At 59.2% G+C, this 26218-nt stretch carries 27 protein-coding genes; 12 read left to right on the plus strand and 15 right to left on the minus strand.

Going from position 1 to position 26218, the window contains the following annotated elements; translation table 11 throughout:
- Positions 1-197: 197 nt before the first annotated feature.
- The 9 genes from BW43_RS00985 (at position 198) to pdeM (ending at position 10424) form a co-directional block, all read left to right on the plus strand.
- On the plus strand, positions 198-1202 hold the full coding sequence (locus tag BW43_RS00985; protein WP_032891612.1) for a ligase-associated DNA damage response exonuclease: 1005 nt from the start codon (positions 198-200) through the stop codon (positions 1200-1202).
- Positions 1199-2833, plus strand: a complete 1635-nt coding sequence (locus BW43_RS00980; protein ID WP_032891614.1) for an ATP-dependent DNA ligase — start codon at positions 1199-1201, stop codon at positions 2831-2833. The genes BW43_RS00985 and BW43_RS00980 overlap by 4 nt, the downstream gene beginning before the upstream one ends.
- A gap of 229 nt (positions 2834-3062) precedes the next feature.
- Positions 3063-3842, plus strand: a complete 780-nt coding sequence (locus tag BW43_RS00975) for a transporter substrate-binding domain-containing protein (RefSeq protein ID WP_032891615.1) — start codon at positions 3063-3065, stop codon at positions 3840-3842.
- Positions 3843-3899: 57 nt separating this feature from the next.
- Entirely contained in the window at positions 3900-4628 is a 729-nt protein-coding gene (locus BW43_RS00970; RefSeq protein ID WP_032891617.1) for an ABC transporter permease, read from the plus strand.
- The gene (locus BW43_RS00965; RefSeq protein WP_032891620.1) at positions 4625-5335 is read left to right on the plus strand and encodes an ABC transporter permease; all 711 of its coding nucleotides are present in this window, start codon (positions 4625-4627) and stop codon (positions 5333-5335) included. The genes BW43_RS00970 and BW43_RS00965 overlap by 4 nt, the downstream gene beginning before the upstream one ends.
- Positions 5336-5344: 9 nt before the next feature.
- Positions 5345-6463: a succinylglutamate desuccinylase/aspartoacylase family protein gene (locus tag BW43_RS00960; RefSeq protein WP_032891623.1), complete on the plus strand. Its 1119-nt coding sequence runs from the start codon at positions 5345-5347 to the stop codon at positions 6461-6463.
- 13 nt (positions 6464-6476) lie between these two features.
- Positions 6477-7241: an ABC transporter ATP-binding protein gene (locus BW43_RS00955; RefSeq protein WP_032891624.1), complete on the plus strand. Its 765-nt coding sequence runs from the start codon at positions 6477-6479 to the stop codon at positions 7239-7241.
- Positions 7242-7299: 58 nt separating this feature from the next.
- Complete coding sequence (locus tag BW43_RS00950; RefSeq protein ID WP_032891625.1) at positions 7300-9774, plus strand: ligase-associated DNA damage response DEXH box helicase; 2475 nt, start codon at positions 7300-7302, stop codon at positions 9772-9774.
- Positions 9771-10424 (plus strand): ligase-associated DNA damage response endonuclease PdeM, encoded by a 654-nt coding sequence (gene pdeM / locus BW43_RS00945; RefSeq protein ID WP_032891627.1) that lies wholly within the window; start codon positions 9771-9773, stop codon positions 10422-10424. The genes BW43_RS00950 and pdeM overlap by 4 nt, the downstream gene beginning before the upstream one ends.
- A gap of 23 nt (positions 10425-10447) precedes the next feature.
- On the opposite strand, the gene BW43_RS00940 is transcribed toward pdeM, so the two are convergent.
- Both BW43_RS00940 and dcd read right to left on the minus strand, forming a co-directional pair.
- Positions 10448-10645 carry a hypothetical protein gene (locus tag BW43_RS00940; protein WP_010212420.1) on the minus strand — a complete coding sequence of 66 codons (198 nt, stop codon included), beginning with the start codon at positions 10643-10645 and terminating at the stop codon, positions 10448-10450.
- Positions 10646-10752: 107 nt separating this feature from the next.
- Positions 10753-11319 (minus strand): dCTP deaminase, encoded by a 567-nt coding sequence (gene dcd / locus BW43_RS00935; protein ID WP_003172320.1) that lies wholly within the window; start codon positions 11317-11319, stop codon positions 10753-10755.
- A gap of 388 nt (positions 11320-11707) precedes the next feature.
- On the opposite strand from dcd, the gene BW43_RS00930 reads away from it, so the two are divergent.
- Positions 11708-11917: a cold-shock protein gene (locus BW43_RS00930; RefSeq protein ID WP_002554837.1), complete on the plus strand. Its 210-nt coding sequence runs from the start codon at positions 11708-11710 to the stop codon at positions 11915-11917.
- A gap of 211 nt (positions 11918-12128) precedes the next feature.
- On the opposite strand, the gene rpoS is transcribed toward BW43_RS00930, so the two are convergent.
- From rpoS to BW43_RS00890, 8 genes are all read right to left on the minus strand, one after another.
- A complete protein-coding gene (rpoS, locus tag BW43_RS00925; protein ID WP_032891629.1) occupies positions 12129-13133 on the minus strand; it encodes an RNA polymerase sigma factor RpoS in 1005 nt (334 codons plus the stop codon).
- A 105-nt stretch (positions 13134-13238) separates the two neighbouring features.
- Entirely contained in the window at positions 13239-14075 is an 837-nt protein-coding gene (locus BW43_RS00920) for a peptidoglycan DD-metalloendopeptidase family protein (RefSeq protein WP_032891630.1), read from the minus strand.
- A gap of 207 nt (positions 14076-14282) precedes the next feature.
- Positions 14283-14918: a protein-L-isoaspartate(D-aspartate) O-methyltransferase gene (locus BW43_RS00915; protein ID WP_169899534.1), complete on the minus strand. Its 636-nt coding sequence runs from the start codon at positions 14916-14918 to the stop codon at positions 14283-14285.
- Positions 14919-14959: 41 nt separating this feature from the next.
- Positions 14960-15709, minus strand: a complete 750-nt coding sequence (gene surE, locus BW43_RS00910) for a 5'/3'-nucleotidase SurE (RefSeq protein WP_032891631.1) — start codon at positions 15707-15709, stop codon at positions 14960-14962.
- Positions 15697-16755 (minus strand): tRNA pseudouridine(13) synthase TruD, encoded by a 1059-nt coding sequence (gene truD / locus BW43_RS00905; protein ID WP_032891632.1) that lies wholly within the window; start codon positions 16753-16755, stop codon positions 15697-15699. Before truD ends, surE begins: the two co-directional genes overlap by 13 nt.
- The gene (ispF, locus tag BW43_RS00900; RefSeq protein WP_032891633.1) at positions 16752-17225 is read right to left on the minus strand and encodes a 2-C-methyl-D-erythritol 2,4-cyclodiphosphate synthase; all 474 of its coding nucleotides are present in this window, start codon (positions 17223-17225) and stop codon (positions 16752-16754) included. The genes truD and ispF overlap by 4 nt, the downstream gene beginning before the upstream one ends.
- A gap of 54 nt (positions 17226-17279) precedes the next feature.
- Positions 17280-18125: an S-formylglutathione hydrolase gene (gene fghA, locus BW43_RS00895; RefSeq protein WP_032891634.1), complete on the minus strand. Its 846-nt coding sequence runs from the start codon at positions 18123-18125 to the stop codon at positions 17280-17282.
- A gap of 8 nt (positions 18126-18133) precedes the next feature.
- The gene (locus BW43_RS00890; RefSeq protein ID WP_032891635.1) at positions 18134-19246 is read right to left on the minus strand and encodes an S-(hydroxymethyl)glutathione dehydrogenase/class III alcohol dehydrogenase; all 1113 of its coding nucleotides are present in this window, start codon (positions 19244-19246) and stop codon (positions 18134-18136) included.
- 110 nt (positions 19247-19356) lie between these two features.
- Between BW43_RS00890 and BW43_RS00885 the strand changes: the two genes are divergently transcribed.
- Together BW43_RS00885 and BW43_RS00880 are read left to right on the plus strand one after the other, a co-directional pair.
- Positions 19357-20283, plus strand: a complete 927-nt coding sequence (locus BW43_RS00885; protein ID WP_032891636.1) for a LysR substrate-binding domain-containing protein — start codon at positions 19357-19359, stop codon at positions 20281-20283.
- 138 nt (positions 20284-20421) lie between these two features.
- Positions 20422-20877, plus strand: coding sequence for a hypothetical protein (locus tag BW43_RS00880; RefSeq protein WP_032891637.1), 456 nt, complete (start codon positions 20422-20424; stop codon positions 20875-20877).
- 138 nt (positions 20878-21015) lie between these two features.
- Here the strand turns inward: BW43_RS00880 and ispD are convergent, their stop codons facing one another.
- The 5 genes from ispD to BW43_RS00855 form a co-directional block, all read right to left on the minus strand.
- Complete coding sequence (gene ispD / locus BW43_RS00875) at positions 21016-21723, minus strand: 2-C-methyl-D-erythritol 4-phosphate cytidylyltransferase (RefSeq protein WP_032891639.1); 708 nt, start codon at positions 21721-21723, stop codon at positions 21016-21018.
- On the minus strand, positions 21720-21998 hold the full coding sequence (ftsB, locus tag BW43_RS00870; RefSeq protein WP_003231201.1) for a cell division protein FtsB: 279 nt from the start codon (positions 21996-21998) through the stop codon (positions 21720-21722). The genes ispD and ftsB overlap by 4 nt, the downstream gene beginning before the upstream one ends.
- 171 nt (positions 21999-22169) lie before the next feature.
- Complete coding sequence (gene eno, locus BW43_RS00865) at positions 22170-23459, minus strand: phosphopyruvate hydratase (RefSeq protein ID WP_032891640.1); 1290 nt, start codon at positions 23457-23459, stop codon at positions 22170-22172.
- Between the two features lie 157 nt (positions 23460-23616).
- Positions 23617-24462, minus strand: a complete 846-nt coding sequence (kdsA, locus tag BW43_RS00860) for a 3-deoxy-8-phosphooctulonate synthase (protein WP_010563535.1) — start codon at positions 24460-24462, stop codon at positions 23617-23619.
- Between the two features lie 5 nt (positions 24463-24467).
- The gene (locus tag BW43_RS00855) at positions 24468-26099 is read right to left on the minus strand and encodes a CTP synthase (RefSeq protein ID WP_032891641.1); all 1632 of its coding nucleotides are present in this window, start codon (positions 26097-26099) and stop codon (positions 24468-24470) included.
- Positions 26100-26218: the final 119 nt, after the last annotated feature.

Consider the following 26218-nt stretch of genomic DNA (forward strand, 5'->3'; position numbering starts at 1 on the left):
GCTTTCTCCTGAAGAACCCGGGTCAAAATGTGGGAGGGTGCTTGCTCCCGATAGCAGTGGGTCAGCCAATACAAATTTGACTGATCCACCGCCATCGGGAGCAAGCACCCTCCCACATTTGGCTCTCTGCATTTAGATAGAACTTCTCCAGGTTCATTCTCCTCCTACTGATAAGCCCATCGCCCACGGCACACCCCATGGACCTTGTCATCGCCCGCCCTGAAGGTCTCTACTGCCCCGCCGGTGATTTCTACATCGACCCTTGGCGCCCGGTAGAACGCTCCGTCATCACCCACGCCCACGGCGACCACGCCCGCACCGGCAACCAGCATTACCTGGCCGCCGCGCCCGGCGAAGGCATCCTGCGCTCGCGCCTGGGGCAGGACATCAACCTGCAAACCCTGGCCTACGGCGAGAAACTGCAGCATCACGGCGTGACGTTGAGTTTCCATCCGGCCGGGCATGTGCTCGGCTCAGCCCAGGTGCGCCTGGAATACCAAGGTGAAGTCTGGGTGGCGTCTGGCGATTACAAAGTCGAGCCTGATGGCACCTGCGCGCCCTTCGAACCGGTGCGTTGCCACACCTTTATCACCGAATCCACCTTTGGCCTGCCGATCTACCGGTGGCAGCCCCAGGCGCAGATTTTTGCCGGGATCAACGACTGGTGGCAGGCCAATATCGCCGCCGGCAAGGCCAGCGTGTTGTACTGCTACTCCTTCGGCAAAGCCCAGCGCATCCTGCATGGCATCGACGCCAGCATCGGCCCGATCCTCAGCCACGGCGCAGTCGAACCGCTGAACCGGGTGTACCGCGAGGCCGGCGTCTACATTCCCGAGACGCTCTACGCCGGTGACTTCACCAAGACCGACCCGCTGCTGCGCCAAGCCCTGATCATTGCCCCGCCCTCCGCCGGCGGCAGCAGTTGGATCAAGCGTTTCGGCGACTACAGCGACGCATTCGCCAGCGGCTGGATGCGCCTGCGCGGCACACGGCGGCGGCGCGGTGTGGACCGAGGTTTTGTGCTCTCGGACCACGCCGACTGGCCCGGTTTGTTGTGGGCCATCGAACAAACCGGCGCGGAACGGGTGATGGTGACCCACGGCTCAGTCGGCGTATTGGTGCGCCACTTGCGGGAAAAAGGCTTGGATGCCCAGGGTTTCACCACCGAGTACGGTGACGACGAAGAAGAGGTCAGCGCATGAAGGCCTTCGCCGAGCTGTACGCCAACCTCGACGCCACCACCTCCAGCAACGCCAAGCTCGCGGCCCTGCAAGCCTACTTCCTGAAGGCGCCGCCTGAGGATGCGGCATGGGCAGTGTATTTCCTGTCCGGCGGACGCCCGCGACAACTGGTGCCGACGCGCCTGCTGCGGGACATGGCCACCGAAGCGTCCGGCATCGAGCCTTGGCTGTTCGAAGAGAGCTATCAGTCGGTGGGAGACCTGGCCGAAACGATTTCCCTGCTGCTGCCGGAATCAACCTACACCTCAGAAGACGGCCTCGCCGTGTGGCTGGAAGAAAAACTCCTGCCCTTGCGCGGCCTCTCACCTCAGGACCTGGCAGAGCGCCTGCCAGCGTTATGGGCACAGCTGGATCAACCGAGCCTGATGGTGTGCATCAAATTGATCACCGGCAGCTTTCGTGTGGGCGTCTCCAAATTGCTGGTCACCCGCGCCCTTGCCGCCATGGCCGGGCTGGACAGCAAACGCGTGGCCCAGCGGCTGGTGGGCTACACCGATCTGTCCAACCGCCCTACACCCCAGGGCTACCTCAAACTGATCGCCGCAGAATCGTCCGACGAACATGCGCAACGCGGCGGTCAGCCGTATCCGTTTTTTCTTGCTCACGGGTTGTCGCAGCCGGTAGAGCAATTCGATGCATTGCTTGGCTCCCCAGCCGACTGGCAGGTGGAGTGGAAGTGGGACGGCATTCGAGCGCAACTGGTCAAGCGCGAGGGGCGCCTGTGGGTCTGGTCCAGGGGTGAAGAATTGGTGACTGACCGTTTTCCCGAACTTCACAGCCTGGTAAGTGGCCTGCCCGATGGCACGGTGATCGACGGCGAAATCGTGGTGTGGAAAGAATCAGTGCAACCCTTCGCTCTGTTGCAGCAGCGTATCGGTCGCAAGACCCTGAGCAAAAAAGTCCTTGAGGATGCGCCGGTGGCGGTGCTGGCCTACGACCTGCTGGAACATGCGGGCGACGACTGGCGCAACCACACCCAGGCCGAGCGCCGCGCACAGTTGGAACAGGTGATTGCTGTGTGCAACCAACCGGTATTGCAGCCCTCACCGCTGCTGACGGGTGCAACTTGGCAGGACCTTGCGCAGCAACGCGAAGCCTCCCGCAGCCTCGGCGTCGAGGGCATGATGCTCAAGAATCGCCAAGGCCTGTATGGCGTCGGCCGCACCAAGGACATGGGCCTGTGGTGGAAGTGGAAAGTCGACCCGTTCAGCGTCGACGCCGTGTTGATCTACGCCCAGCGCGGCCATGGCCGGCGCGCCAGCCTCTACAGCGACTACACCTTTGCCGTGTGGGACGGCCCGCCCGGCAGCGAGCGCAGCCTGGTGCCGTTTGCCAAGGCCTATTCCGGACTGACCGACGAGGAGATGCGCAAGGTCGACGCGATTGTGCGCAAGACTACGGTGGAGAAGTTCGGCCCGGTCAGCAGCGTCACGCCAAGTATGGTGTTCGAGCTGGGGTTTGAGGGGATCGCCCTGTCCAAGCGGCATAAAAGCGGGATTGCGGTGCGCTTTCCGCGGATGTTGCGGTGGCGCCAGGACAAGGCGGTAGAGGAAGCCGACAGCCTCGCCACTCTGCAAGATCTCCTGGCCTGACGTAACGCCCGCTCCCAGGTTTTAATTTCCGTATGACTCGTAATGGTGCACTCATTTTCCGATGCCCACTTTCGGGCATCTCCTACACTCAAGATTCCCTCTGCCCACCTTTTAAAACGATCATTCGGAACTATGGTGCAGAAATTGCTACTTGTGTTCCGTCTGACACCGTTCAGTAACAGTCCTAAACGCGCCACAAGCGCTTATCTTGGTTTCCAGGGATTACATAATGAAAAAAGCATTGCTGACCCTTTCTGCACTGGCTCTGTGCATGGCCGCCGGTACCGCGCTGGCCAAGGAATACAAGGAATTGCGTTTTGGTGTCGATCCGTCCTACGCGCCCTTCGAATCCAAAGCTGCTGACGGCAGCCTTGTGGGCTTCGATATCGATCTGGGCAATGCCATCTGTGCCGAGCTGAAGGTCAAGTGCAAGTGGGTCGAAAGCGACTTCGACGGCATGATCCCAGGCCTGAAGGCCAACAAGTTCGACGGCGTGATCTCGTCCATGACGGTGACCCCGGTGCGTGAAAAGGCCATCGACTTCTCCAACGAGCTGTTCTCCGGCCCAACCTCGCTGGTGTTCAAGAAAGGCGCTGGCTTCTCGACACCTGAGTCGCTCAAAGGCAAGTCCGTGGGCTACGAGCAAGGCACCATCCAGGAAGCCTATGCCAAGGCTGTGCTGGACAAGGCCGGTGTGACCACCAAGGCCTACGCCAACCAGGACCAGGTTTATGCTGACCTGACTTCCGGCCGTCTCGACGCTTCCGTACAGGACATGCTGCAAGCCGAACTCGGTTTCCTGAAGTCGCCAGCCGGTGCCGGCTACGAAGTCAGCGCGGCTATTGACGACCCATTGCTGCCGTCGAAAACCGCAATCGGTATCAAAAAAGGTAACACTGAACTCAAGGCGCTTTTGGATAAAGGTATCAAAGCGTTACACGATGATGGCACCTACGCCACTATCCAGAAGAAACACTTTGGCGATCTGAACCTGTACAGCGGCAAATAATGCCCGGGGCGCCCCTCCAGTGGAGGGGCGCTTTTTTATCGCCATAGGTCCTGATTTATGTTCGAAGATCTGTTGCAAACCCTCGGGCTGAGCGCGTTCAGCTTGAAGGGTTTCGGCCCGCTGTTGCTGCAAGGCACCTGGATGACCCTCAAGTTGTCGGTGTTGTCCCTGGCCGTCAGCGTGTTGCTGGGCCTGCTCGGCGCCAGCGCCAAACTCTCCAGCCTGCCCTTCCTGCGCATTCCCGCCCAGCTCTACACCACGTTGATCCGTGGCGTACCCGACTTGGTGCTGATGCTGCTGATTTTTTACAGCCTGCAAACCTGGCTGACCGGCCTGACCGACTTTATGGAATGGGAATACATCGAGATCGACCCATTCAGCGCCGGGGTGATCACCCTGGGCTTTATCTACGGTGCCTACTTCACCGAGACCTTTCGCGGCGCGATCCTCGCCGTGCCCCGTGGCCAGTTGGAAGCCGCCACTGCCTATGGGCTCAAGCGCGGGCAACGCTTTCGCTACGTGACCTTCCCGCAGATGATGCGCTTCGCCCTGCCGGGCATCGGCAATAACTGGATGGTGATGCTCAAGGCCACCGCACTGGTATCGATCATCGGCTTGGCGGACTTGGTCAAGGCGGCCCAGGACGCGGGCAAAAGCACTTATCAGTTGTTTTATTTCCTGGTGCTGGCCGCGCTGATCTACCTGGTGATCACCAGCGTCTCCAACTTTGTCTTGCGCCGTCTTGAACGTCGCTACTCCGCAGGCTCCCGGGAGGCGGTGCGATGATCGAACTCTTGCAGGAATACTGGCGCCCGTTCCTTTACAGCGACGGCCAACACATTACTGGCCTGGCCATGACCATGTGGTTGCTCAGCGCCGCACTGGTGATCGGCTTTCTGGTGTCGATCCCGCTGTCCATCGCCCGCGTGTCGCGCAACCCGCTGGTACGCTGGCCAGTGCAGTTCTACACCTACCTGTTTCGTGGCACACCGCTCTATATCCAGTTGCTGATCTGCTACACCGGCATCTACAGCATCGCCGCCGTGCGCGAACAACCGGTACTGGATGCGTTCTTTCGCGATGCAATGAACTGCACGATCTTGGCCTTCGCCCTTAACACCTGCGCCTACACCACGGAGATTTTCGCCGGGTCCATCCGCAGCATGGCCCACGGCGAAGTCGAGGCGGCCAAGGCCTACGGGCTCAGCGGCTGGAAGCTGTACGCCTATGTGATCATGCCGTCCGCACTGCGCCGTTCGCTGCCGTACTACAGCAACGAAGTGATCCTGATGCTGCATTCGACCACCGTGGCGTTTACCGCGACGATTCCGGACATCCTCAAAGTGGCACGAGATGCCAACTCGGCGACCTTCATGACCTTTCAATCGTTCGGCATTGCCGCGCTGATCTACCTCGCCGTGACCTTTGCCCTGGTCGGCCTGTTTCGGCTGGCGGAACGTCGCTGGCTGGCCTTTCTCGGGCCGAGCCATTAAGGAGCCTTCATGCGTCATCAGCTACATGAACTGATTGCGCCGGTGCCAGGCACGGCGCGGCAAATCCACAGTTTCCACTTCGGCCCGCAGCAGGCCGCAGGCAAGGTTTACATCCAGTCGTCGCTGCATGCCGATGAGCTGCCCGGCATGCTGGTGGCCTGGCACTTGAAGATGCGCCTCGCCGAATTGGCGGCGGCTGGGCGGCTGTTGAGCGAGATCGTGTTGGTGCCCATCGCCAACCCGGTGGGCCTGGAACAGGTGTTGATGGATATCCCCCTGGGCCGCTACGAGTTGGAGAGCGGGCAGAACTTCAATCGCCTGTTTGTCGACCTCAGTGATGAGGTGGGCAACCAGGTCGAGGCGCTGCTCGGAGATGATCCGCAACACAATGTCGAACTGATTCGCGCCGCATTGAGCACCGCCTTGGCCGGGCAAACCGCCGCAACCCAGTTGCAGTCTCAACGACTGGTACTGCAGCGCCTGGCCTGCGACGCCGACATGGTGCTGGACCTGCATTGCGACTTCGAAGCCGTTGCGCACCTGTACACCACACCAGAGGCCTGGCCGCGGGTGGAGCCGTTGGCGCGCTATATAGGCTCGGAAGCCAACTTGCTGGCCACCGACTCCGGCGGGCAGTCTTTCGATGAGTGCTTCACCCTGGTCTGGTGGCAGTTGCAGCAACGTTTTGCCGGGCGCTTTCCGATTCCCATGGGCAGCTTTTCGGTAACCGTCGAACTGCGCGGCCAGGGCGACGTCAACCACGGCCTGGCCAGCCTCGATTGCCAGGCGATCATCGATTACCTGATTCACTTCGGCGCAATTGCCGGCGACCCGGCACCGCTGCCCGACCTGCCCTACCCGGCCACGCCCCTGGCAGGCGTCGAACCCGTGGCGACGCCGGTGGGCGGCCTGTTGGTGTTCAGCGCCCTGCCCGGTGAATACCTGGAAGCCGGGCAACTGATCGCTGAGATCATCGACCCCATTACCGACCGCGTAACGCCCGTGCACTGCCACAACGCAGGCCTGCTTTACGCCCGTTCGCTACGCCGCATGGCCACTGCGGGGATGGTCATCGGCCATGTCGCAGGCTCAGAGGCCTACCGCAGCGGCTATCTACTTTCGCCTTGAGGATGCACGCCCCATGTACAAATTGACCGTTGAAGGCCTGCATAAAAGCTATGGCGACAATGAGGTGCTCAGAGGTGTCTCGCTCAAGGCCAAGACCGGAGATGTGATCAGCCTGATCGGCGCCAGCGGCTCGGGCAAAAGCACCTTTTTGCGCTGCATCAATTTCCTGGAAACCCCCAACGACGGCGCCATGACCCTCGACGGCAAACAGATCCGCATGGTCAACGACCGCCACGGCATGCGCGTGGCCGACGACGCCGAATTGCAGCGCCTGCGCACGCGGCTGGCGATGGTCTTCCAGCACTTCAACCTGTGGAGCCATATGAGCGTGCTGGAAAACATCACCATGGCCCCGCGCCGGGTATTGGGTTGCAGCAAGAAAGACGCCGAGGACCGTGCTCGCCGCTATCTGGACAAGGTCGGCCTGCCGGCACGGGTGGCCGACCAGTACCCGGCGTTTCTCTCCGGTGGTCAGCAGCAACGCGTGGCCATCGCCCGCGCGTTGGCCATGGAGCCGGAAGTGATGCTGTTCGACGAACCCACCTCAGCCCTGGACCCGGAACTGGTGGGTGAAGTGTTGAAGGTGATCCAGGGGCTGGCTGAGGAAGGCCGCACCATGATCATGGTCACCCATGAGATGAGCTTTGCGCGCAAGGTGTCGAACCAAGTGCTGTTCCTGCACAAGGGCATGGTCGAAGAGCAAGGCGCGCCTGAGGATGTGTTGGGCAACCCGAAGAGCGAGCGCTTGCAGCAGTTCCTGAGTGGCAATCTGAAGTAAACCTTTGCGGTGCCGGGAGGGTCTGTGGGAATAGACCCTCCAGAGCGTCAGGCACCGCATGGCAAAACCCCACGACTTCGCCAAGACATGGTTCGCCGCCAAGGGCTGGAAGCCGTTCGACTTCCAGAAAGCGGTTTGGACGGCGGTCAAAGATGGCCAGTCCGGGCTGCTGCACGCCAGCACCGGCGCCGGTAAAACCTATGCGCTGTGGTTTGCTGCCCTCAATCGCTTCGCCAACATCCGCCCGCCTGCTACGGGCAAACGCAAACCGCCTGCCGAGCCCCTCACCGTCCTGTGGATCACGCCGATGCGTGCGCTGGCCGCCGACACGGCTCGCGCCCTTGAAGCGCCGCTGGCGACCTTGCAGATTCCCTGGAGTGTCGGCCTGCGCACGGGCGATACCAGCAGCAGCGAGCGCGCCCGGCAAACCCGCCGCCAACCCACCGCACTGATCACCACCCCGGAAAGCCTGACGCTGATGCTCGCCCGCGCCGACAGCGAGTCGAGCCTGGCGCACCTGCGCATGGTGGTGGTGGATGAATGGCATGAGCTGATCGGTAACAAGCGCGGCGTGCAGTTGCAATTGGCGTTGGCGAGGCTGCGGCGCTGGCATCCGGATCTGATGGTGTGGGGCATTTCGGCGACCCTGGGTAATCAGGCCCACGCGCTTGAGGTTTTGGTCCCACAAGGCGGTGCAATCAATGTGCAGGGGCAAACGGCCAAATCCCTAAAAGTCGACACCTTGTTGCCGCTGGTTACCGAGCGTTTTCCCTGGGCCGGGCATATCGGTTTGAAGATGTTGCCGCAGGTGGTCGCCGAGGTGGAGGCCAGCAGCAGTTGCCTGGTGTTTACCAACACGCGGGCGCAGTCGGAAATCTGGTACCAGGCCTTACTGGAGGCGCGGCCCGATTGGGCTGGATTGATTGCCCTGCACCACGGCTCGCTGTCCAGGGAAACCCGCGATTGGGTAGAGCGCGCCTTAAAAGACGGCCAGCTTAAAGCGGTGGTGTGCACTTCCAGCCTGGACCTTGGGGTGGATTTTTTACCGGTGGAGCGGGTACTGCAGATCGGTTCGGCCAAAGGCATCGCCCGCCTGATGCAACGCGCCGGGCGCTCCGGCCACGCGCCGGGGCGACCGTCGAGGGTGACGCTGGTGCCGACCCACAGCCTGGAGCTGGTTGAGGCTGCGGCAGCCCAGGATGCAATTGCAGCGCGGCGCATCGAAGCACGCGAATCGCCCTACAAACCGTTGGATGTACTCGTACAACATTTGGTGAGCATGGCCCTGGGCGGTGGCTTTACACCGGATGCCTTGCTGGCGGAAGTGCGCGGCGCCTGGGCGTATCGCGACCTTACGGATGCGGACTGGGCCTGGGCGCTGGGATTTGTGCGCCATGGCGGCTTGTCGCTCACCGCTTATCCGGATTACCGCCGTGTGGAGCCCGACGAGCATGGCATCTGGCGCGTCCCCGACGCTCGGTTGGCGCGGCGCCATCGCATGAGCGTAGGCACCATTGTCAGCGACGCGAGTATCCAGCTGAAGTTCTGGAGCAAAGGCGGCGGCGGCAAGAATCTGGGCAGTGTTGAGGAAGGTTTTATCGCACGGTTAAAGCCCGGCGATGGTTTTCTGTTCGCCGGACGTCTGCTGGAGCTGGTGCGGGTAGAAAACATGACCGCTTACGTACGCCGCAGTACCGCAAAAAAGGCAGCCGTACCGCGCTGGAATGGCGGGCGCATGCCGCTTTCCAATGAACTGGCCCAGGCCGTGGTGGAGCGCTTTGACGCTGCGGCCCATGGGCATTTCGAAGGCCCCGAGATGCGGGCGGTGCAACCGTTGTTGCAGACGCAGTTGCGCTGGTCCGGCCTGCCGACACGGGAACACTTGTTGGCCGAAGTGCTGAAGTCCCGGGAGGGGTGGCATCTGTTTTTATACCCGTTTGCCGGGCGTCAGGTGCATTTGGGGTTGGCGAGTTTGCTCGCCTGGCGGGTCAGCCAAGGGCAGGCGGTGACCTTCTCGATTGCCGTCAATGACTATGGTCTGGAGCTACTGAGCGCCACGCCGTTGGATTGGACAGTGTTGCTGAACGAGACCCTGCTTAGTCCGGCGAATTTGCTGACGGATGTAGCCGCCAGCCTGAATGCCGGGGAACTGGCGCTGCGGCGCTTTCGTGAAATCGCCCGTATCGCCGGGCTGGTGTTTGCCGGTTACCCCGGTGCGCCGAAAAGTACGCGGCAGGTGCAGGCCTCCAGTGGATTGTTCTTTGAAGTGTTCAAGCAATATGACCCGCAAAACCTGTTGCTGGCCCAAGCAGGGGAAGAAGTCCTGCGTGACGAGTTGGATATTCGCCGACTCGAAGAGACCTTGCTTCGGTTATCGGCGCTGAAAATGGATGTGTATGTGATCGAACGTCCAACGCCCCTGGCGTTCCCGCTGCTGGTGGAGCGGATGCGCGAAAGCATGAGTTCGGAAAAACTTTCAGAGCGCATTGCGCGGATGGTCAAGGACTTGGAAAAAGTTGCGGAGAAACGATGACGCATTACTCGGTGACGCTTGGGGGCGAAGAGCTGTGGTTGCTGGCGGAGAAAGCGGTTTACTGGCCTGCGCGCCAGTGCCTGTTGATTGCCGATGCGCACTTTGGCAAGGCATCGGCCTATCGAAGCCTGGGGCAACCGGTGCCACAAGGCACGACCTCCGACAATCTGCAACGATTGGACCGCGTGTTAAACGCCCTGCCGTGCGCGCAGGTGATCTTTCTCGGCGACTTTCTGCATGGTCCAGGCTCCCACGCCAGCGGCACGCTGAGCGCACTGAGGAGCTGGCGAGCGCGCCATAGCGACCTGGCGATGACCTTAATCCGCGGCAATCACGATAAACGCGCGGGTGACCCGCCTGCCGACTTGAGGATCGAAGTGGTTCCTGAGCCCCTGTTGATGGGCCCTTTCGCCCTGCAACACGAACCGGACGCCCATGCCACCCACCTTGTGTTGGCGGGGCATGTGCACCCGGTGTATCGCTTGCGCGGCAAGGGCCGGCAAAGCCTACGCCTACCGTGCTTCCTGCTGAGCTCGAGCGTCAGCCTGTTGCCGGCGTTTGGCGCGTTTACGGGCGGATATACCGTGGAGCAAGACAATGATCACCAAATCTTTGTGATTGGCGACCATCAGGTCTGGCCAGTTGGCTGAAACACCGACTGGCCTGGCTGGTATCAAGCGACAGGTGCGGGTGGCGGCTCGTCCGGAAGAGTCGGCTCGCCGGGTTCGGTGGGCTGCGGGTAATCCGGCTCGGGTTGGCCAGGGATGCCGCCCGCGTAAGCGGGATCGGCCATCAGGGACCAGGCCAGAACACCAATCTGGTTGGGTTCAAGCCGGGCAAGTTCTGCGCTGATTCGCGGGTCGATCTTCATAAGGTACTCCTCAAGCGTGGCCCGACGCGTTTTGCACGCGCCGAGGCAGTACACCCAATAGAGTCACTTTCTTCGGACTAATTCCCTTTACGCGTAGGACCTTTCGATCAAGCGCGTGGCAAGGTGACGCCGCGCTGGCCTTGGTACTTGCCTGCGCGGTCTTTGTAGGACACTTCACAGGCCTCATCAGACTGAAGGAACAGCATCTGCGCTACGCCTTCGTTGGCGTAGATCTTGGCCGGCAGCGTGGTGGTGTTGGAGAACTCCAGGGTCACGTGACCTTCCCACTCAGGCTCAAGCGGCGTCACGTTGACGATAATGCCGCAACGCGCGTAGGTGCTTTTACCCAGGCAGATGGTCAGTACGTCACGCGGAATACGGAAGAACTCCACGGTGCGCGCCAGGGCGAAGGAGTTTGGCGGAATGATGCACACGTCGCTCTTGACGTCGACGAAACTCTTTTCGTCGAAGTTCTTCGGATCGACGATTGCCGAGTTGATGTTGGTGAACACCTTGAACTCATCGGCGCAACGTACATCGTAGCCGTAGCTGGAAACGCCGTACGAAATCACTCGGTCATCGCCTTCACCACGAATCTGGCGCTCGACGAACGGTTCGATCATGCCGTGCTCTTGCGCCATGCGGCGAATCCACTTGTCCGATTTGATGCTCATGGCGGGTGTCCTGAATAGCGAGGTGGAAAAATTCTGTGTGGCATCTTACCGGGGCCGGCGTTGGGGTTCAAAGGCCGTGGGGCTTTTCTTGATCAATACCCCGCCGCTTATAAGGCGCAACCAACGGGGCCGGGGCCGAACTGCCGGATCAGGGGTCTGTAAATACCACCGCCAGTCACGAAAATAGAGAAACCTTCGGAAATACCATTGGCACGTTCCGGAAAAAGGGTTAAGGTGGCGCCACTGTGCTGCTTGTGTCACTGAGAATCTCTACACGATATGTTGAATTTCGATCCAACCATCTCCAAGAATTTTTCCTGCTCTTTGCACTCAGTCTCGGCCAGGGCTTTTCCTGAGTCGCAGTTAACTTTGTCCAAGGAGATACACCATGTCTAATCGCCAAACTGGTACCGTTAAGTGGTTCAACGATGAAAAAGGCTTCGGCTTCATCACTCCACAATCCGGTGACGACCTGTTCGTTCACTTCAAAGCTATCCAATCCGACGGCTTCAAAAGCCTGAAAGAAGGCCAACAGGTTTCTTTCATCGCTACCCGCGGTCAGAAAGGCATGCAAGCTGAAGAAGTTCAAGTTATCTAACTTGTACTGACTTAGTCGAAAAGACCCCGCCCTTAAAAGCGGGGTTTTTTTATGCCTGGGATTTGGTATTCGCACCAACTTTATGCCCGGCACAAAAAATGTGGGAGGGGGCTTGCCCCCGATAGCGGTGTGTCAGTCAATGCAAGTATCGACTGCTACGCCGCCATCGGGGGCAAGCCCCCTCCCACATTCAAGCATTCAAGCCGTGTCGTTATTGAAACAACGACTCACTCGACAAGCCATTCTTCTCCAGGATCTCGCGCAAGCGCTTAAGCCCTTCCACCTGGATCTGCCGCACCCGCTCACGGGTCAGGCCGATCTCCAGGCCTACGTCCTCCAGGGTGCTGCTCTCATGGCCGCGCAGGCCGAAGCGGCGAATTACCACCTCACGCTGCTTGTCCGTGAGCTCCGACAACCACTGGTCAATACTTTGGGACAGATCATCGTCCTGCAACAGCTCGCAGGGATCTGTAGGCCGATCATCCGTCAGGGTGTCCAACAGGGTTTTATCCGAATCCGGACCCAGCGAGACATCGACCGAAGACACACGCTCGTTAAGGCCCAGCATGCGCTTGACCTCCCCTACCGGTTTTTCCAGCAGGTTGGCGATTTCTTCGGGCGAGGGTTCATGATCGAGTTTTTGAGTGAGCTCACGCGCTGCCCGCAGGTAGACGTTGAGCTCCTTAACCACATGGATCGGCAACCGGATCGTGCGGGTTTGATTCATGATCGCCCGTTCGATGGTCTGGCGGATCCACCAGGTAGCATAGGTTGAAAAGCGGAAGCCCCGCTCTGGGTCAAACTTCTCCACCGCGCGGATCAAGCCCAGATTGCCCTCCTCGATGAGGTCCAACAAGGACAACCCACGATTGACGTAGCGTCGGGCGATTTTCACCACCAGGCGCAGGTTGCTTTCAATCATGCGCTTGCGCCCAGCCGGATCCCCCTTTTGCGACAACCGCGCAAAATGGACTTCTTCTTCGGGGGTAAGCAGGGGGGAAAAGCCGATTTCATTGAGATACAGCTGGGTCGCGTCGAGCGCCCGTGTGTAATCAATGTATTTATGCTGCTTTAAAGCGGTAGAGTTCTTGGATTTGGTACGAACTGAAGGTGTTGCAGGTCCCTCATTCGACATCGATTCCATAGCGATACCGGTCTCCATAAGGAGAACCTCATCGTCGATGTCAAACTCCGGCGCTTCTTTACTGAGAGCCATTGTTATAGTCCTTTGGTGAGTTCGACCTCAAGCTCAAGCGACGCCTTTATCCTTGGCAACGCTGGAGCCTGTTCCTTCTACGTGAGGGAACAGGCTGGCAACACATCAACGACGGGGTAAGAATTGCAGCGGATCTACAGGCTTCCCTTGACGGCGAATCTCAAAGTGCAGTTTCACCCGGTCTGTACCCGTTGAACCCATTTCGGCAATTGTCTGTCCGACTTTGACCTGCTGCCCCTCCCGAACCAACAGCCTGCGGTTATGACCGTAAGCACTGACGTAGGTATCGCTGTGTTTGATGATGACCAGCTCGCCGTAGCCCCGTAAACCACTCCCGGCGTACACCACCGTCCCATCAGACGCAGCTAAAACAGGCTGTCCCAAATCACCGGCGATATCAATGCCTTTATTCAAACTACCGTTTGAAGAGAATTTTCCAATTAATACTCCGTTTGAGGGCCATCCCCAGCCCGTCGGAGCAGGCCCGGCAGGCGGCAACGGCGCGGCTGTTGGCTTGCCTGAGGCCGCCGGGACAGCAGTGCCGGCAGGGCGTGTAATGATGGTGGTTTTGCTAGAAGACGACGGCGAAGATCCTGTGTTTGTCACAACCGTCGTAGGCGTGGAACCGGTGCGACCGTCAAAGCGAATCGTCTGACCCGGATGTATGGTGTAAGGCACAGGAATATTGTTACGAGCTGCTAGTGCCTTGTAATCCCACCCGTAACGGAAGGCGATTGAGAACATCGTGTCGCCTTTGCGCACCACATATTGCCCGGTGGTTACCGTGGGCTTTTGCGGTGCCGCACTATTACGGTCAACGACCCGTGCGCCGCTGCTTGGCGAGCTGGAACAGCCGACCAACAAGGAACCGAAGACAAGGCCAAGCACCAGTCGTTGAAAACTTGTTTTACCCATACGCTGCGCAAGACCTGTGAGACTCACCCGCCGCTCCCTTTGTGGTGGCTGAACATGAATGCCTGTATCAGGCTTGAAATATGTCGCAAGTATAACTGGGCACTGAAGTTTTACCGGCACGCGACTGAAACGAATCATTCAGCGTGTTGAATCACCGCACCTATCATGTTGACTTGATAGACCCCGCCGTAAGACAAATCCCCGTCCGCAGAATTCAGTAGCGTCGAAAATTCGTCAGGCCAGCGGTCCGTTGAGCAACGGAACAAAACGCACGGCGCCCAATACATGCCGGGAAAAACCGTCGTCCTCACGGACAATAAGCATCAATTGTTGCACTTCGCCGGAACCGACCGGGATGACCAGGCGCCCGCCTGGCGCCAATTGGTCGAGCAACGCTTGCGGAACATCGGTGGCCACGGCGGTGACGATAATGCCGTTGTACGGCGCCAGCGCCGGCCAGCCTTCCCAGCCATCGCCCCAGCGAAATACCACGTTGCGCAAGTTCAGCTCCACCAGGCGCTCCTTGGCACGGTCTTGCAGCACCTTGATGCGCTCCACCGAGAACACGCGCTCCACCAACTGCGACAGCACGGCGGTCTGGTAGCCGGAACCGGTGCCGATCTCCAGCACCTTGTCCAGCGGGCCCGCCGCCAGCAGCAGCTCGCTCATGCGCGCCACCATGTAGGGCTGGGAGATGGTCTGGTTATGTCCAATCGGCAACGCCGTATCTTCATAAGCGCGATGGGCCAGGGCTTCATCGACAAACAAATGACGAGGGGTGCGGCGGATCACTTCCAACACCTGAGCGTTGGACAACCCCTCTTCATAAAGGCGCTGGATCAAACGCTCACGGGTGCGCTGGGAGGTCATACCGATGCCACGACGCAGCAGGTCGTCTTGTTCACGAGCCATCAGCGCAATCCCTCCAGCCAGACTTCAAGACCACTGAAGGCATCGCTGAAGGTGCGGTCGAATTGCAACGGAGTAATCGACACATAACCCTGCATCACCGCGTGAAAGTCCGTGCCCTCGCCACCGTCTTCGGCATCGCCAGCTGCCGCTATCCAATAGCCTTCCTTGCCACGCGGGTCGACCACCTTCAACGGGGCCGCCGCACGGGCACGGTGGCCAAGACGTGTCAGCTTGATGCCGCGAATGTGATCGAGGGGCAAATTGGGAATATTGACGTTGAGCACCGTGCGCGGCGGCAGGTCCAGGGAGGCATGAGCCTCCACCAACTTGCGTGCGAAATAGGCGGCGGTGGGCAAATTGTCCAGTTGCCGCGAGGCAAACGAAAAAGCGAACGAGGTACGACCCAGAAAGCGCCCTTCAAGCGCTGCCGCCACGGTGCCGGAATACAGCACATCATCGCCCAGGTTGGCGCCGAGGTTGATGCCCGACACCACCAGGTCCGGCTCTTGATCCAACAGGCTGTTGATCGCCAGGTGCACGCAGTCGGTGGGCGTGCCGTTGACACTGATAAAGCCATTAGCCAGAACCTGCGGGTGCAGGGGACGGTCGAGCGTCAGCGAACTGCTGGCGCCGCTCTTGTCCTGGTCGGGGGCAACCACCACGCACTCGGCGTAATCTTCCAGCGCAGCATAGAGCGCAGCAAGACCGGGTGCGGTGGCACCGTCATCATTTGATATCAGAATACGCATGGGCTGTCCGTCTGCCCCACCGGCACCAGATCAACGAGCTCGCGCACCAAGACAGTGGCGAAGCATCCGGCCGGTAGGACGAATTCCAATTGCAGAATGTCAGGCCCGGGATAATGCCACGTCAACCCGCCAATGGGCAGTCGCAGAATGCGACGTTCCTGGCTCATGCCGGCATTCACCAGCCAATCACGCAGGTCGGCTTCACCGGCGGCAACCGCCTGCTCCAACTCAAACGTGGCACCCGTCGCCGGAGAATCACCCTCGCCCCACTGCGGGCCGGTGGGGTGCAGATCCAGGATCGCCAGGCGCGGGTCGCTGCACTCAGCCTCACCCGCCGGAAAAAAACTGCGGCTGTCAGTAAACGCCAGCAGATCACCCACTTGCGCACGCTGCCAGGAACCGTCGGCGACGCGCGCCGCCAGTACTTTGTTGAAGAGGAAACTACGCGCCGTAGACAACAACCGCGAACGCACATTGCGCTGCTCCGGCAGGGCCTTGCGCGCAGCCCATCCACGGGCGTCGACAACGTTGCCACCGTCGTGGCCGAAACGCTGGGTGCCGAAATAGTTGGGAATGCCGTGCTGGGCAATCAGTTGCAGGCGCGCGTCGATGGCGGCGGTATCACCCACCAGTTGGGTCAGGCGCAAGGTGAATCCATTGGCCGCGTGCGCGCCGCGCTGCAGCTTGCGCTTGTGACGGGCAGTCTTGAGGATCTTGAGCGTGTCGTTTTCAGCAGTGCTCATGTCCGGGTCGGCCTTGCCCGGCAGTTGCACGCTGAACCACTGCCGGGTCAGCGCCTGACGGTCCTTGAGACCGGCATAGCTGACGGTGCGCAACGGCACACCGGCGGCCTTGGCGATACGGCGCGCAGCTTCCTCGGTGTTGAGGCCACGTTTTTCCACCCACAGCCAAAGGTGCTCGCCCTCGCCGGTCAGCGGGATATCCAGCACTTCGTCCACCTGAAAATCTTCGGCAGTGGCCTTCAGGACGGCGCTGCCCAAAGCTTCGCCGTAGGCACGCGGGCCCAGCAGTTCCAGATCATTCATGCGCGCAGCAACAAGGCGACGGAGTGCACCGCAATGCCCTCTTCACGACCGGTAAACCCGAGCTTTTCGGTGGTGGTGGCTTTCACGTTCACTTGATCCAATTCAATTTGCAGGTCTGCGGCAATCAGTGCACGCATTGATTCGATATGGGGCGCCATCTTCGGCGCCTGGGCCACGATAGTGTTGTCGACGTTACCGACCTTCCAGCCCTTGGCGTGGATCAGGCTGACCACGTGGCGAAGCAATACACGGCTGTCAGCGCCCTTGAAGGTGGGGTCGGTGTCCGGAAAATGCTTGCCGATATCACCCAACGCCGCCGCGCCGAGCAAGGCATCGCTCAAGGCATGCAAGACAACGTCGCCGTCGGAATGAGCCAGCAACCCATGGTGGTGTGCTATGCGCACGCCGCCCAGGGTGATGAAATCGCCTTCAGCGAAACGGTGCACATCGTAGCCGTGGCCAATACGCATAAAAAAACGCCCCGATTTAATTCAGGGCGTGATTCTACCTACTTTTGCCTCACATTAACCGAGCAAAGCGCGGCCATGGTGTCGCAAATGGTCTTCGATGAAGCTGGCGATGAAGAAGTAGCTGTGGTCATAGCCGGGTTGCAGGCGCAGTTCCAGCGGATGCTTGGCCGCCTTGGCCGCTTGCTGCAAGGCCTCAGGCTTGAGCTGCACCGCGAGGAAATCATCGCGATCGCCCTGATCAACCAGCAAGGGCAGCTTTTCCGAGGCTTCGCTGATCAATACGCAGGCATCCCATTCACGCCACTTAGAGCGCTCTTCACCCAGGTAACGGGAGAAGGCTTTCTGGCCCCACGGGCAATCCATCGGGTTATTGATAGGCGAAAACGCCGACACCGACAGATAACGTCCGGGGTTGCGCAACGCACACACCAGTGCGCCGTGTCCGCCCATGGAGTGGCCGCTGATACCACGCTTGTCCGAAGCGGGGAAATGCGCTTCAACCAAAGCCGGCAATTCCTGCACCACATAGTCATGCATCCGATAATGCTTGGCCCATGGTTCCTGGGTGGCATTCAGGTAAAAGCCAGCGCCCAGGCCAAAGTCCCAGGCGTTATCCGGATCACCCGGGACACCGGGACCGCGAGGGCTGGTATCCGGCGCCACGATGATCAGCCCCAGCTCGGCGGCCATGCGTTGCGCGCCAGCCTTCTGCATGAAGTTCTCATCGGTGCAGGTCAACCCGGAGAGCCAATACAACACCGGCAACTTGCCGCCCTGCTCCGCTTGCGGCGGCAGGTAAACGGCGAAGGTCATGTCGCAATCGAGCACATCGGAATGATGCTTGTAGCGTTTATGCCAGCCGCCGAAGCTCTTCTGGCAGGACAGGTTTTCCAGACTCATGGGCGACCTCAGAAGTGGATGACGGTACGAATGCTCTTGCCTTCATGCATCAGGTCAAACGCTTTGTTGATGTCTTCCAGGCCCATGGTATGGGTAATGAACGTGTCCAGCGGGATTTCGCCGGTCTGGGCCATTTCCACGTAGCTTGGCAACTCGCTACGACCGCGTACGCCGCCGAATGCCGAACCGCGCCAGACGCGACCGGTCACCAACTGGAATGGGCGCGTAGCGATTTCCTGGCCCGCACCGGCCACACCGATGATCACCGACTCGCCCCAACCTTTGTGGCAGCACTCAAGGGCAGCACGCATCAGTTGCACGTTGCCGATGCACTCGAAGGAAAAATCCACACCGCCGTCAGTCAAATCAACAATCACGTCCTGGATCGGGCGATCGTATTCTTTCGGGTTGATGCAGTCGGTGGCGCCCAATTGCTTGGCGATTTCGAACTTGGCCGGGTTGATGTCGATGGCAATGATGCGACCGGCCTTGGCTTTCACCGCGCCAATAATGGCCGACAGACCAATACCACCGAGACCGAAGATGGCCACGGTGTCGCCCGGCTTGACCTTGGCAGTGTTGATCACCGCGCCAATACCGGTGGTAACGCCACAGCCCAGCAAGCAGACTTTTTCCAGCGGCGCTTCTTTAGGAATCTTGGCCACGGAAATTTCCGGCAGCACGGTGTACTCGGAGAAGGTCGAGGTACCCATGTAGTGGAAAATCGGCTGACCCTTGTAGGAAAAACGCGTGGTGCCATCTGGCATCAGGCCTTTGCCTTGAGTGGCTCGAATGGCTTGGCACAGGTTGGTCTTGCCCGACAGGCAGAATTTGCACTTGCCACATTCCGGGGTGTACAGCGGGATGACATGGTCGCCGACGGCAACTGAAGTCACACCCTCGCCAATCGCTTCAACCACCGCACCGCCCTCGTGGCCGAGAATCGACGGAAAGATGCCTTCCGGGTCAGCACCCGACAGGGTGTAAGCGTCGGTGTGGCATACGCCGGAGGCCACAACGCGCAGCAGGACTTCGCCAGCTTTGGGCATGGCGACATCCACTTCAACAATCTCAAGGGGTTTCTTGGCTTCGAAGGCGACAGCGGCGCGGGACTTAATCATCCGGTATTTCTCCAGGGCGTTAAAAATTGAGAGGGAGAGTGTAAAACATGGCTCACTGATTAATAATCCAGCCAAAAGCAAAACATTATTGCTGTACAGGGACAATCATGATGTCGGAGAACCGCTGGGAAGGCATCGACGAGTTCGTCGCCGTGGCTGAATGCAGTCAATTTACAGCTGCCGCCGAGCGCCTGGGGGTGTCGTCGTCCCATATCAGTCGCCAAGTCGCACGCTTGGAGGAACGGCTGCAGACACGGTTGCTTTATCGCAGTACACGCAAAGTGACCCTGACCGAAGCCGGGCAAACCTTCCTCCAGCATTGCCAACGCTTGCAGGACGGCCGCGAAGAAGCATTGCGAGCGGTGGGCGACTTGACCAGCGAGCCAAAAGGCATGTTGCGCATGACGTGCGCCGTGGCTTATGGCGAGCGATTTATCGTGCCTTTGGTGACGCGGTTCATGGGGCTTTACCCGCAGTTGCGGGTGGATATCGAACTGAGCAACCGCCAGCTCGATCTGGTACACGAAGGCCTGGACCTGGCAATTCGCTTGGGGCGCCTCTCAGACTCAAGAATGGTTGCCAGCCGTCTCGCGCCGCGGCGCATGTATTTGTGTGCATCGCCGTCCTATCTCGAACGCTATGGGCGCCCCCATAGCTTGTCGGAATTGAGTCGGCATAACTGCCTGATTGGCAGCTCGGATATCTGGCAACTGGCTCAGGACGGCCGGGAGTTTTCCCAGCGGGTGCAGGGAAACTGGCGTTGCAACAGTGGACAAGCGGTGCTGGATGCTGCATTGCAGGGCGTGGGATTGTGCCAACTGCCGGATTATTACGTGCTGGAACATTTGCGCAATGGTGCACTGGTGTCGCTGCTGGAAGCGCATCAGCCGCCGAATACAGCGGTGTGGGCGCTGTATCCGCAGCAACGGCATTTGTCGCCAAAGGTGCGCAGTTTGGTGGATTACCTAAAAGAAGGCCTATCAAACAGGACAGAATACAAAGCCTCTGACGCCCTGCTCTCCCACGACTTCATATGATGACCAGCGCTACTGTCAACTCTGACAGTAGTGGGCAAAGATGAATGGTGGTTCCCTACGGTTTCACTGCTGGCGCTGCATCATCAATTTTACGGCGCTGCCCAGTGAGGCCTATCAAGATGACGCAGGGAAACTGCCATGAAAAATGTAAACACCGCAGATATCGAAAAGCAGCTTGAACAGAACATAGCTGCATATAAAAAGCACAACGTCGATTCAGAGGGTTCAGCCGACTTAAGGATCGAAAGTACTGAACGCTATGCGACCAAAGACGCACATTTTTATCAATTCGACAATCATGAAGTGATTCAGATAGGAGTGCCCGCAACAGACCCTGAAGCCCCCGGTCATCCGGTAATCATCGATATTCTTTCTTTTAGCCCACCCTTTGAATCGGGAAGGTTCGATCTCATCACCGGATTCCCCATCCGGCTAAACGTTCACCATCCTTTGCTACGCGACGCCAAAATGAAGCATGGGCACTTGGTACTGACAGTAGAAGATAGACAACTAAATGGCCAACTCAGCTGCGAGTTCACCCATGAACACCTTGAACTTAAAATGAACACGGCATTCGAAATCACAAAACCATAGGAAGACGACGTATCAATAATCGGTGCTACACGCGACCGGTGCCCATGACAGCGGTATGGGCACTTTCAGGTCAAACATACCGAAGATGAAGACGCCGCCGAGAGCAGCGTTTGCCTGGCACAGCCTCTCAGCCAACAATCACTGCCGATTTGCCCAGCGTAACCGTAACCACTCCAGATCCTCGGGCCGGGTCACCTTGATATTGTCCGAACGCCCCTCAATTAACCGCGGCGCCTGACCGGACCATTCCATTGCCGAGGCCTCATCGGTGATGACCGCATCCGCTACCAGGCTATCGGCCAAGGCACGATGCAACGCACCGAGTCGGAACATCTGCGGCGTGTACGCTTGCCAGATCAGGCTGCGGTCGACGGTTTCATCGACACGACCGTGTTTGTCGGCGCGCTTTAGGGTATCGCGGGCCGGGACGGCCAGTAGGCCACCGACAGCATCATCGGCCAGTTCGCTTAACAGTTTGTCGAGATCATCGCGGCTTAAATTGGGCCTGGCGGCGTCGTGCACCAGCACCCAGTCGTCATCGCTCGCGCCCAGGGCATTGAGGTGCAACAGAGCGTTTAGCACCGAACCCGAGCGCTCCGAACCGCCGTCCGCACGCTGTATACGTGGATCAATGGCGCATGCCAGGTTGGGCCAATAAGGGTCATCCATGGCAAGGCTGACCACCAACCCCTTGAGATTGGGGTGGTCGAGAAAACAGTAGAGGCTGTGTTCAAGAATAGTGCGCCCGCCCAGTTGCAAATATTGCTTGGGACGGTCCGCAGCCATACGGGCACCGACGCCCGCGGCGGGAATTACGGCCCAGAAGGCCGGCAAACTGTTGCTCATTGGGCCAACTGGTAGAGGGTTTCGCCCTCCTTGACCATGCCCAGTTCGTGACGAGCCCGCTCTTCAACGGTCTCCGTGCCTTTTTTCAACTCAAGCACTTCAGCGTCCAGGACGCGGTTGCGCTCCAGCAGGATCTCATTTTCGGCGTGCTGTGCAGCAATTTGCTCAGTCAGGTCTTTTACCTGCGCGAAGCTGCCATTACCCACCCACAGGCGGTACTGCAGGCCAGCCAGCAACAAGAGCAAGACGAGGAACAACCAATTGGGACTGCGCATCGAATATCGGGTATCCAGTGAAAAAAGACAGCCATGCATAACTTTTGAAGCAACTGATAGCACGAAGCCTGGAAGAACCAGGCTTGTGCTTGATAGCCATCAGATTAGCGCCGAAATGTTCACTATCGTGAACTTTCCGACGCAATCCGCCGACTTTTTACCATTTACAGATTAGCCGCGAAACTCGCCGCGACCGTTGTACTTGGCTTTGCCAGCCAGTTGCTCTTCGATACGCAGCAATTGGTTGTACTTGGAAACGCGATCGGAACGGCACAGCGAACCGGTCTTGATCTGGCCCGCCGAAGTGCCCACAGCCAGGTCGGCGATGGTCGAATCTTCGGTTTCGCCGGAGCGGTGGGAGATCACGGCGGTGTAGCCCGCAGCCTTGGCCATCTGAATGGCTTCCAGGGTTTCGGTCAAGGTGCCGATCTGGTTGAACTTGATCAGGATCGAGTTGGCGATCTTTTTATCGATGCCTTCTTTCAGGATCTTGGTGTTGGTCACGAACAGATCGTCGCCCACCAATTGGACTTTCTCGCCGATCTTGTCGGTGAGGATTTTCCAGCCGTCCCAATCGGACTCATCCAGGCCGTCTTCGATCGAGATGATCGGATAGCGCTGGGTCAGGCCTTTCAGGTACTCAGCAAAACCTTCGGAGTTGAACACTTGGCCTTCGCCGGACAAATTGTATTTGCCGTCTTCGTAGAACTCGCTGGCCGCGCAGTCCAGGGCCAGGGTCACGTCAGTGCCCAGCTTGTAGCCAGCGTTGGCCACGGCTTCGGAGATCACTTTCAGCGCATCTTCGTTGGATGCCAGGTTTGGAGCGAAGCCACCTTCGTCGCCTACAGCAGTGCTCAGGCCACGGGCCTTCAGAACAGCTTTCAGGTGATGGAAAATCTCGGTACCCATGCGCAAGCCTTCGGAGAAGGTCTTGGCGCCAACCGGCTGCACCATGAATTCCTGGATGTCGACGTTGTTATCAGCGTGCTCGCCACCGTTGATGATGTTCATCATCGGCACCGGCATCGAGTAAACACCCGGAGTGCCGTTCAGGTTGGCGATGTGAGCATACAGCGGCAAGTCCTGGTCCTGGGCAGCAGCCTTGGCAGCGGCCAGGGAGACGGCGAGGATAGCGTTAGCGCCCAGGCTACCTTTGTTTTCGGTGCCGTCGAGCTTGATCATCGCGTGGTCCAGAGCTTTCTGGTCCAGCGGATCCTTGCCCAGCAACAGGTCACGGATCGGGCCGTTAATGTTGGCTACAGCCTTGAGTACACCCTTGCCCAGGTAACGGCTCTTGTCGCCATCACGCAGTTCCAGCGCTTCGCGCGAACCGGTAGAAGCACCGGACGGCGCGCAGGCGCTACCGATGATGCCGTTATCGAGAAGCACGTCGGCTTCGACGGTGGGGTTGCCACGGGAGTCGAGAACTTCACGACCTTTGATGTCGACGATTTTTGCCATTGTTGTAAACACTCCAAAGTTGACGAAAACGACGCAGCTGAAGGGAAACTTTTGACCGACCGCAAGGGTGGAACAACGGGGCAGGCTTGCAGGCGACAAGGCTCAGGCCCGAGGGCCTGAACAGAAAACGTGGGAAAGTCTACCGGAGAAACGACGCTTACGCGGTCTCTACTGTCGGAAAACTCTTGACCAGTTCGTCCAACTGCTTGAGCTGGGCCAGGAATGGCTCCAGCTTGTCCAGGCGCAGGGCGCATGGACCGTCGCATTTGGCATTATCCGGGTCCGGGTGGGCCTCCAGGAAAAGGCCAGCCAGGGACTGGCTGATGCCAGCCTTGGCCAGGTCCAGCACCTGGGCACGGCGCCCGCCTGCGGAATCGGCGCGACCACCGGGCATTTGCAGCGCGTGGGTCACGTCGAAGAACACGGGGTATTCGAACTGCTTCATGATGCCGAAACCGAGCATGTCCACCACGAGATTGTTGTAGCCGAAGCTCGAACCACGCTCGCAGAGGATCAACTGGTCGTTACCCGCTTCCACACACTTGTTAAGGATGTGCTTCATCTCCTGAGGTGCGAGGAACTGGGCTTTCTTGATATTGATCACTGCGCCGGTCTTAGCCATCGCGACGACCAGATCGGTCTGGCGCGACAGGAAGGCCGGCAACTGGATGATGTCGCACACCTCGGCGACCACGGCAGCCTGTTCAGGCTCGTGGACGTCGGTGATGATCGGCACGCCGAAGGCTTGTTTGATGTCCTGGAAGATCCGCATGCCTTCTTCAAGGCCTGGGCCGCGGTAAGACGTTACGGACGAGCGATTGGCCTTGTCGAAGCTGGCCTTGAACACGTAAGGGATACCCAATTTCTGGGTAACCTTGACGTACTCTTCACAGACCTGCATCGCCATGTCGCGGCTTTCCAGCACGTTCATGCCGCCGAACAGCACCATGGGCTTGTCGTTGGCAATCTCGATGTCGCCTACGCGAATGATCTTCTGGGCCATCAGGTTTACGCCTTCTTCTGATGTTGCGTCAGTGCAGCTTTGACAAAACCGCTGAACAACGGGTGACCGTCGCGTGGAGTCGAGGTGAACTCTGGGTGGAACTGGCAAGCGACGAACCATGGATGATCCGGTGCTTCGACCACCTCAACCAGCGCGCCATCACCGGAGCGACCGGAGATTTTCAGGCCGGCTTCTTTGATTTGCGGCAGCAGGTTGTTGTTCACTTCGTAACGGTGACGGTGACGCTCGACGATCACGTCCTTGCCATAGCAATCGTGAACCAGCGAGCCCGGCTCCAGCAGGCAATCCTGCGCGCCAAGGCGCATGGTGCCGCCCAGGTCGGAGCTTTCGGTACGGGTTTCAACAGCGCCGGTGGCGTCTTCCCACTCGGTAATCAGGCCCACGACCGGGTGACCGCTCTTGCTGTCAAACTCGGTGGAGTTGGCGTCTTTCCAGCCAAGCACGTTGCGGGCGAACTCGATAACCGCCACTTGCATGCCCAAGCAGATACCCAGGTACGGCACCTTGTTCTCACGAGCGTACTGTACGGCGGTGATCTTGCCTTCCACGCCACGCAGGCCGAAACCGCCTGGAACGAGGATTGCGTCAACACCTTCGAGCAGCGCGGTGCCCTGGTTCTCGATGTCTTCGGAGTCGATGTAGCGCAGATTGACCTTGGTACGGTTGCTGATACCCGCGTGGCTCATCGCTTCGATCAGCGACTTGTACGCGTCCAGCAGCTCCATGTACTTGCCGACCATGGCGATGGTGACTTCGTGCTCAGGGTTGAGCTTGGCGTCAACCACAGCTTCCCACTCGGACAGGTCCGCACCGTTGCATTGCAGGCCGAAACGCTCGACCACAAAATCGTCCAGGCCTTGCGAGTGCAGGATGCCCGGGATCTTGTAGATGGTGTCGGCGTCTTCCAGGGCGATCACCGCACGTTCTTCAACGTTGGTGAACTGCGCGATCTTGCGACGCGAGGAAATGTCGATCGGGTGATCGGAGCGGCACACCAGCACGTCCGGCTGCAGGCCGATGGAACGCAGTTCCTTGACCGAGTGCTGCGTAGGTTTGGTTTTGGTTTCGCCAGCGGTGGCGATGTACGGCACCAACGTGAGGTGCATCAGCATCGCGCGCTTGGCGCCGACTTCGAAACGCAACTGGCGGATAGCTTCGAGGAATGGCTGGGATTCGATGTCACCCACGGTGCCACCGATCTCGACCATCGCCACGTCGGCATCGCCTGCACCCTTGATGATGCGGCGCTTGATTTCATCGGTAATGTGCGGAATCACCTGGATGGTTGCACCCAGGTAGTCACCACGGCGCTCTTTGCGCAGAACGTGCTCGTAGACACGGCCGGTGGTGAAGTTGTTGTTCTGGGTCATGGTCGTGCGGATGAACCGCTCGTAGTGGCCCAGGTCCAGGTCGGTCTCGGCGCCGTCGTGTGTGACGAACACTTCACCATGCTGGAACGGGCTCATGGTGCCCGGGTCGACGTTGATGTACGGGTCCAGCTTGAGCATGGTGACTTTAAGCCCCCGCGCCTCCAGGATGGCCGCCAATGAAGCGGAGGCAATGCCTTTCCCCAATGAAGAAACAACACCGCCCGTGACGAATATGTAGCGCGTCATGAAAAACCCTAGAAGTCTGCGTTAAAGCGGTCCGAGCCGCCGGGGAAAGCGAAGAGAGGCCGAAGCCCCCGATCACCAGCATTAATCACAGTGCACCTTTCAAAAAAACCGCCGCGTTG

The organism is Pseudomonas sp. RIT357, assembly GCF_000632245.1.
Lineage (GTDB): Bacteria > Pseudomonadota > Gammaproteobacteria > Pseudomonadales > Pseudomonadaceae > Aquipseudomonas > Aquipseudomonas sivasensis.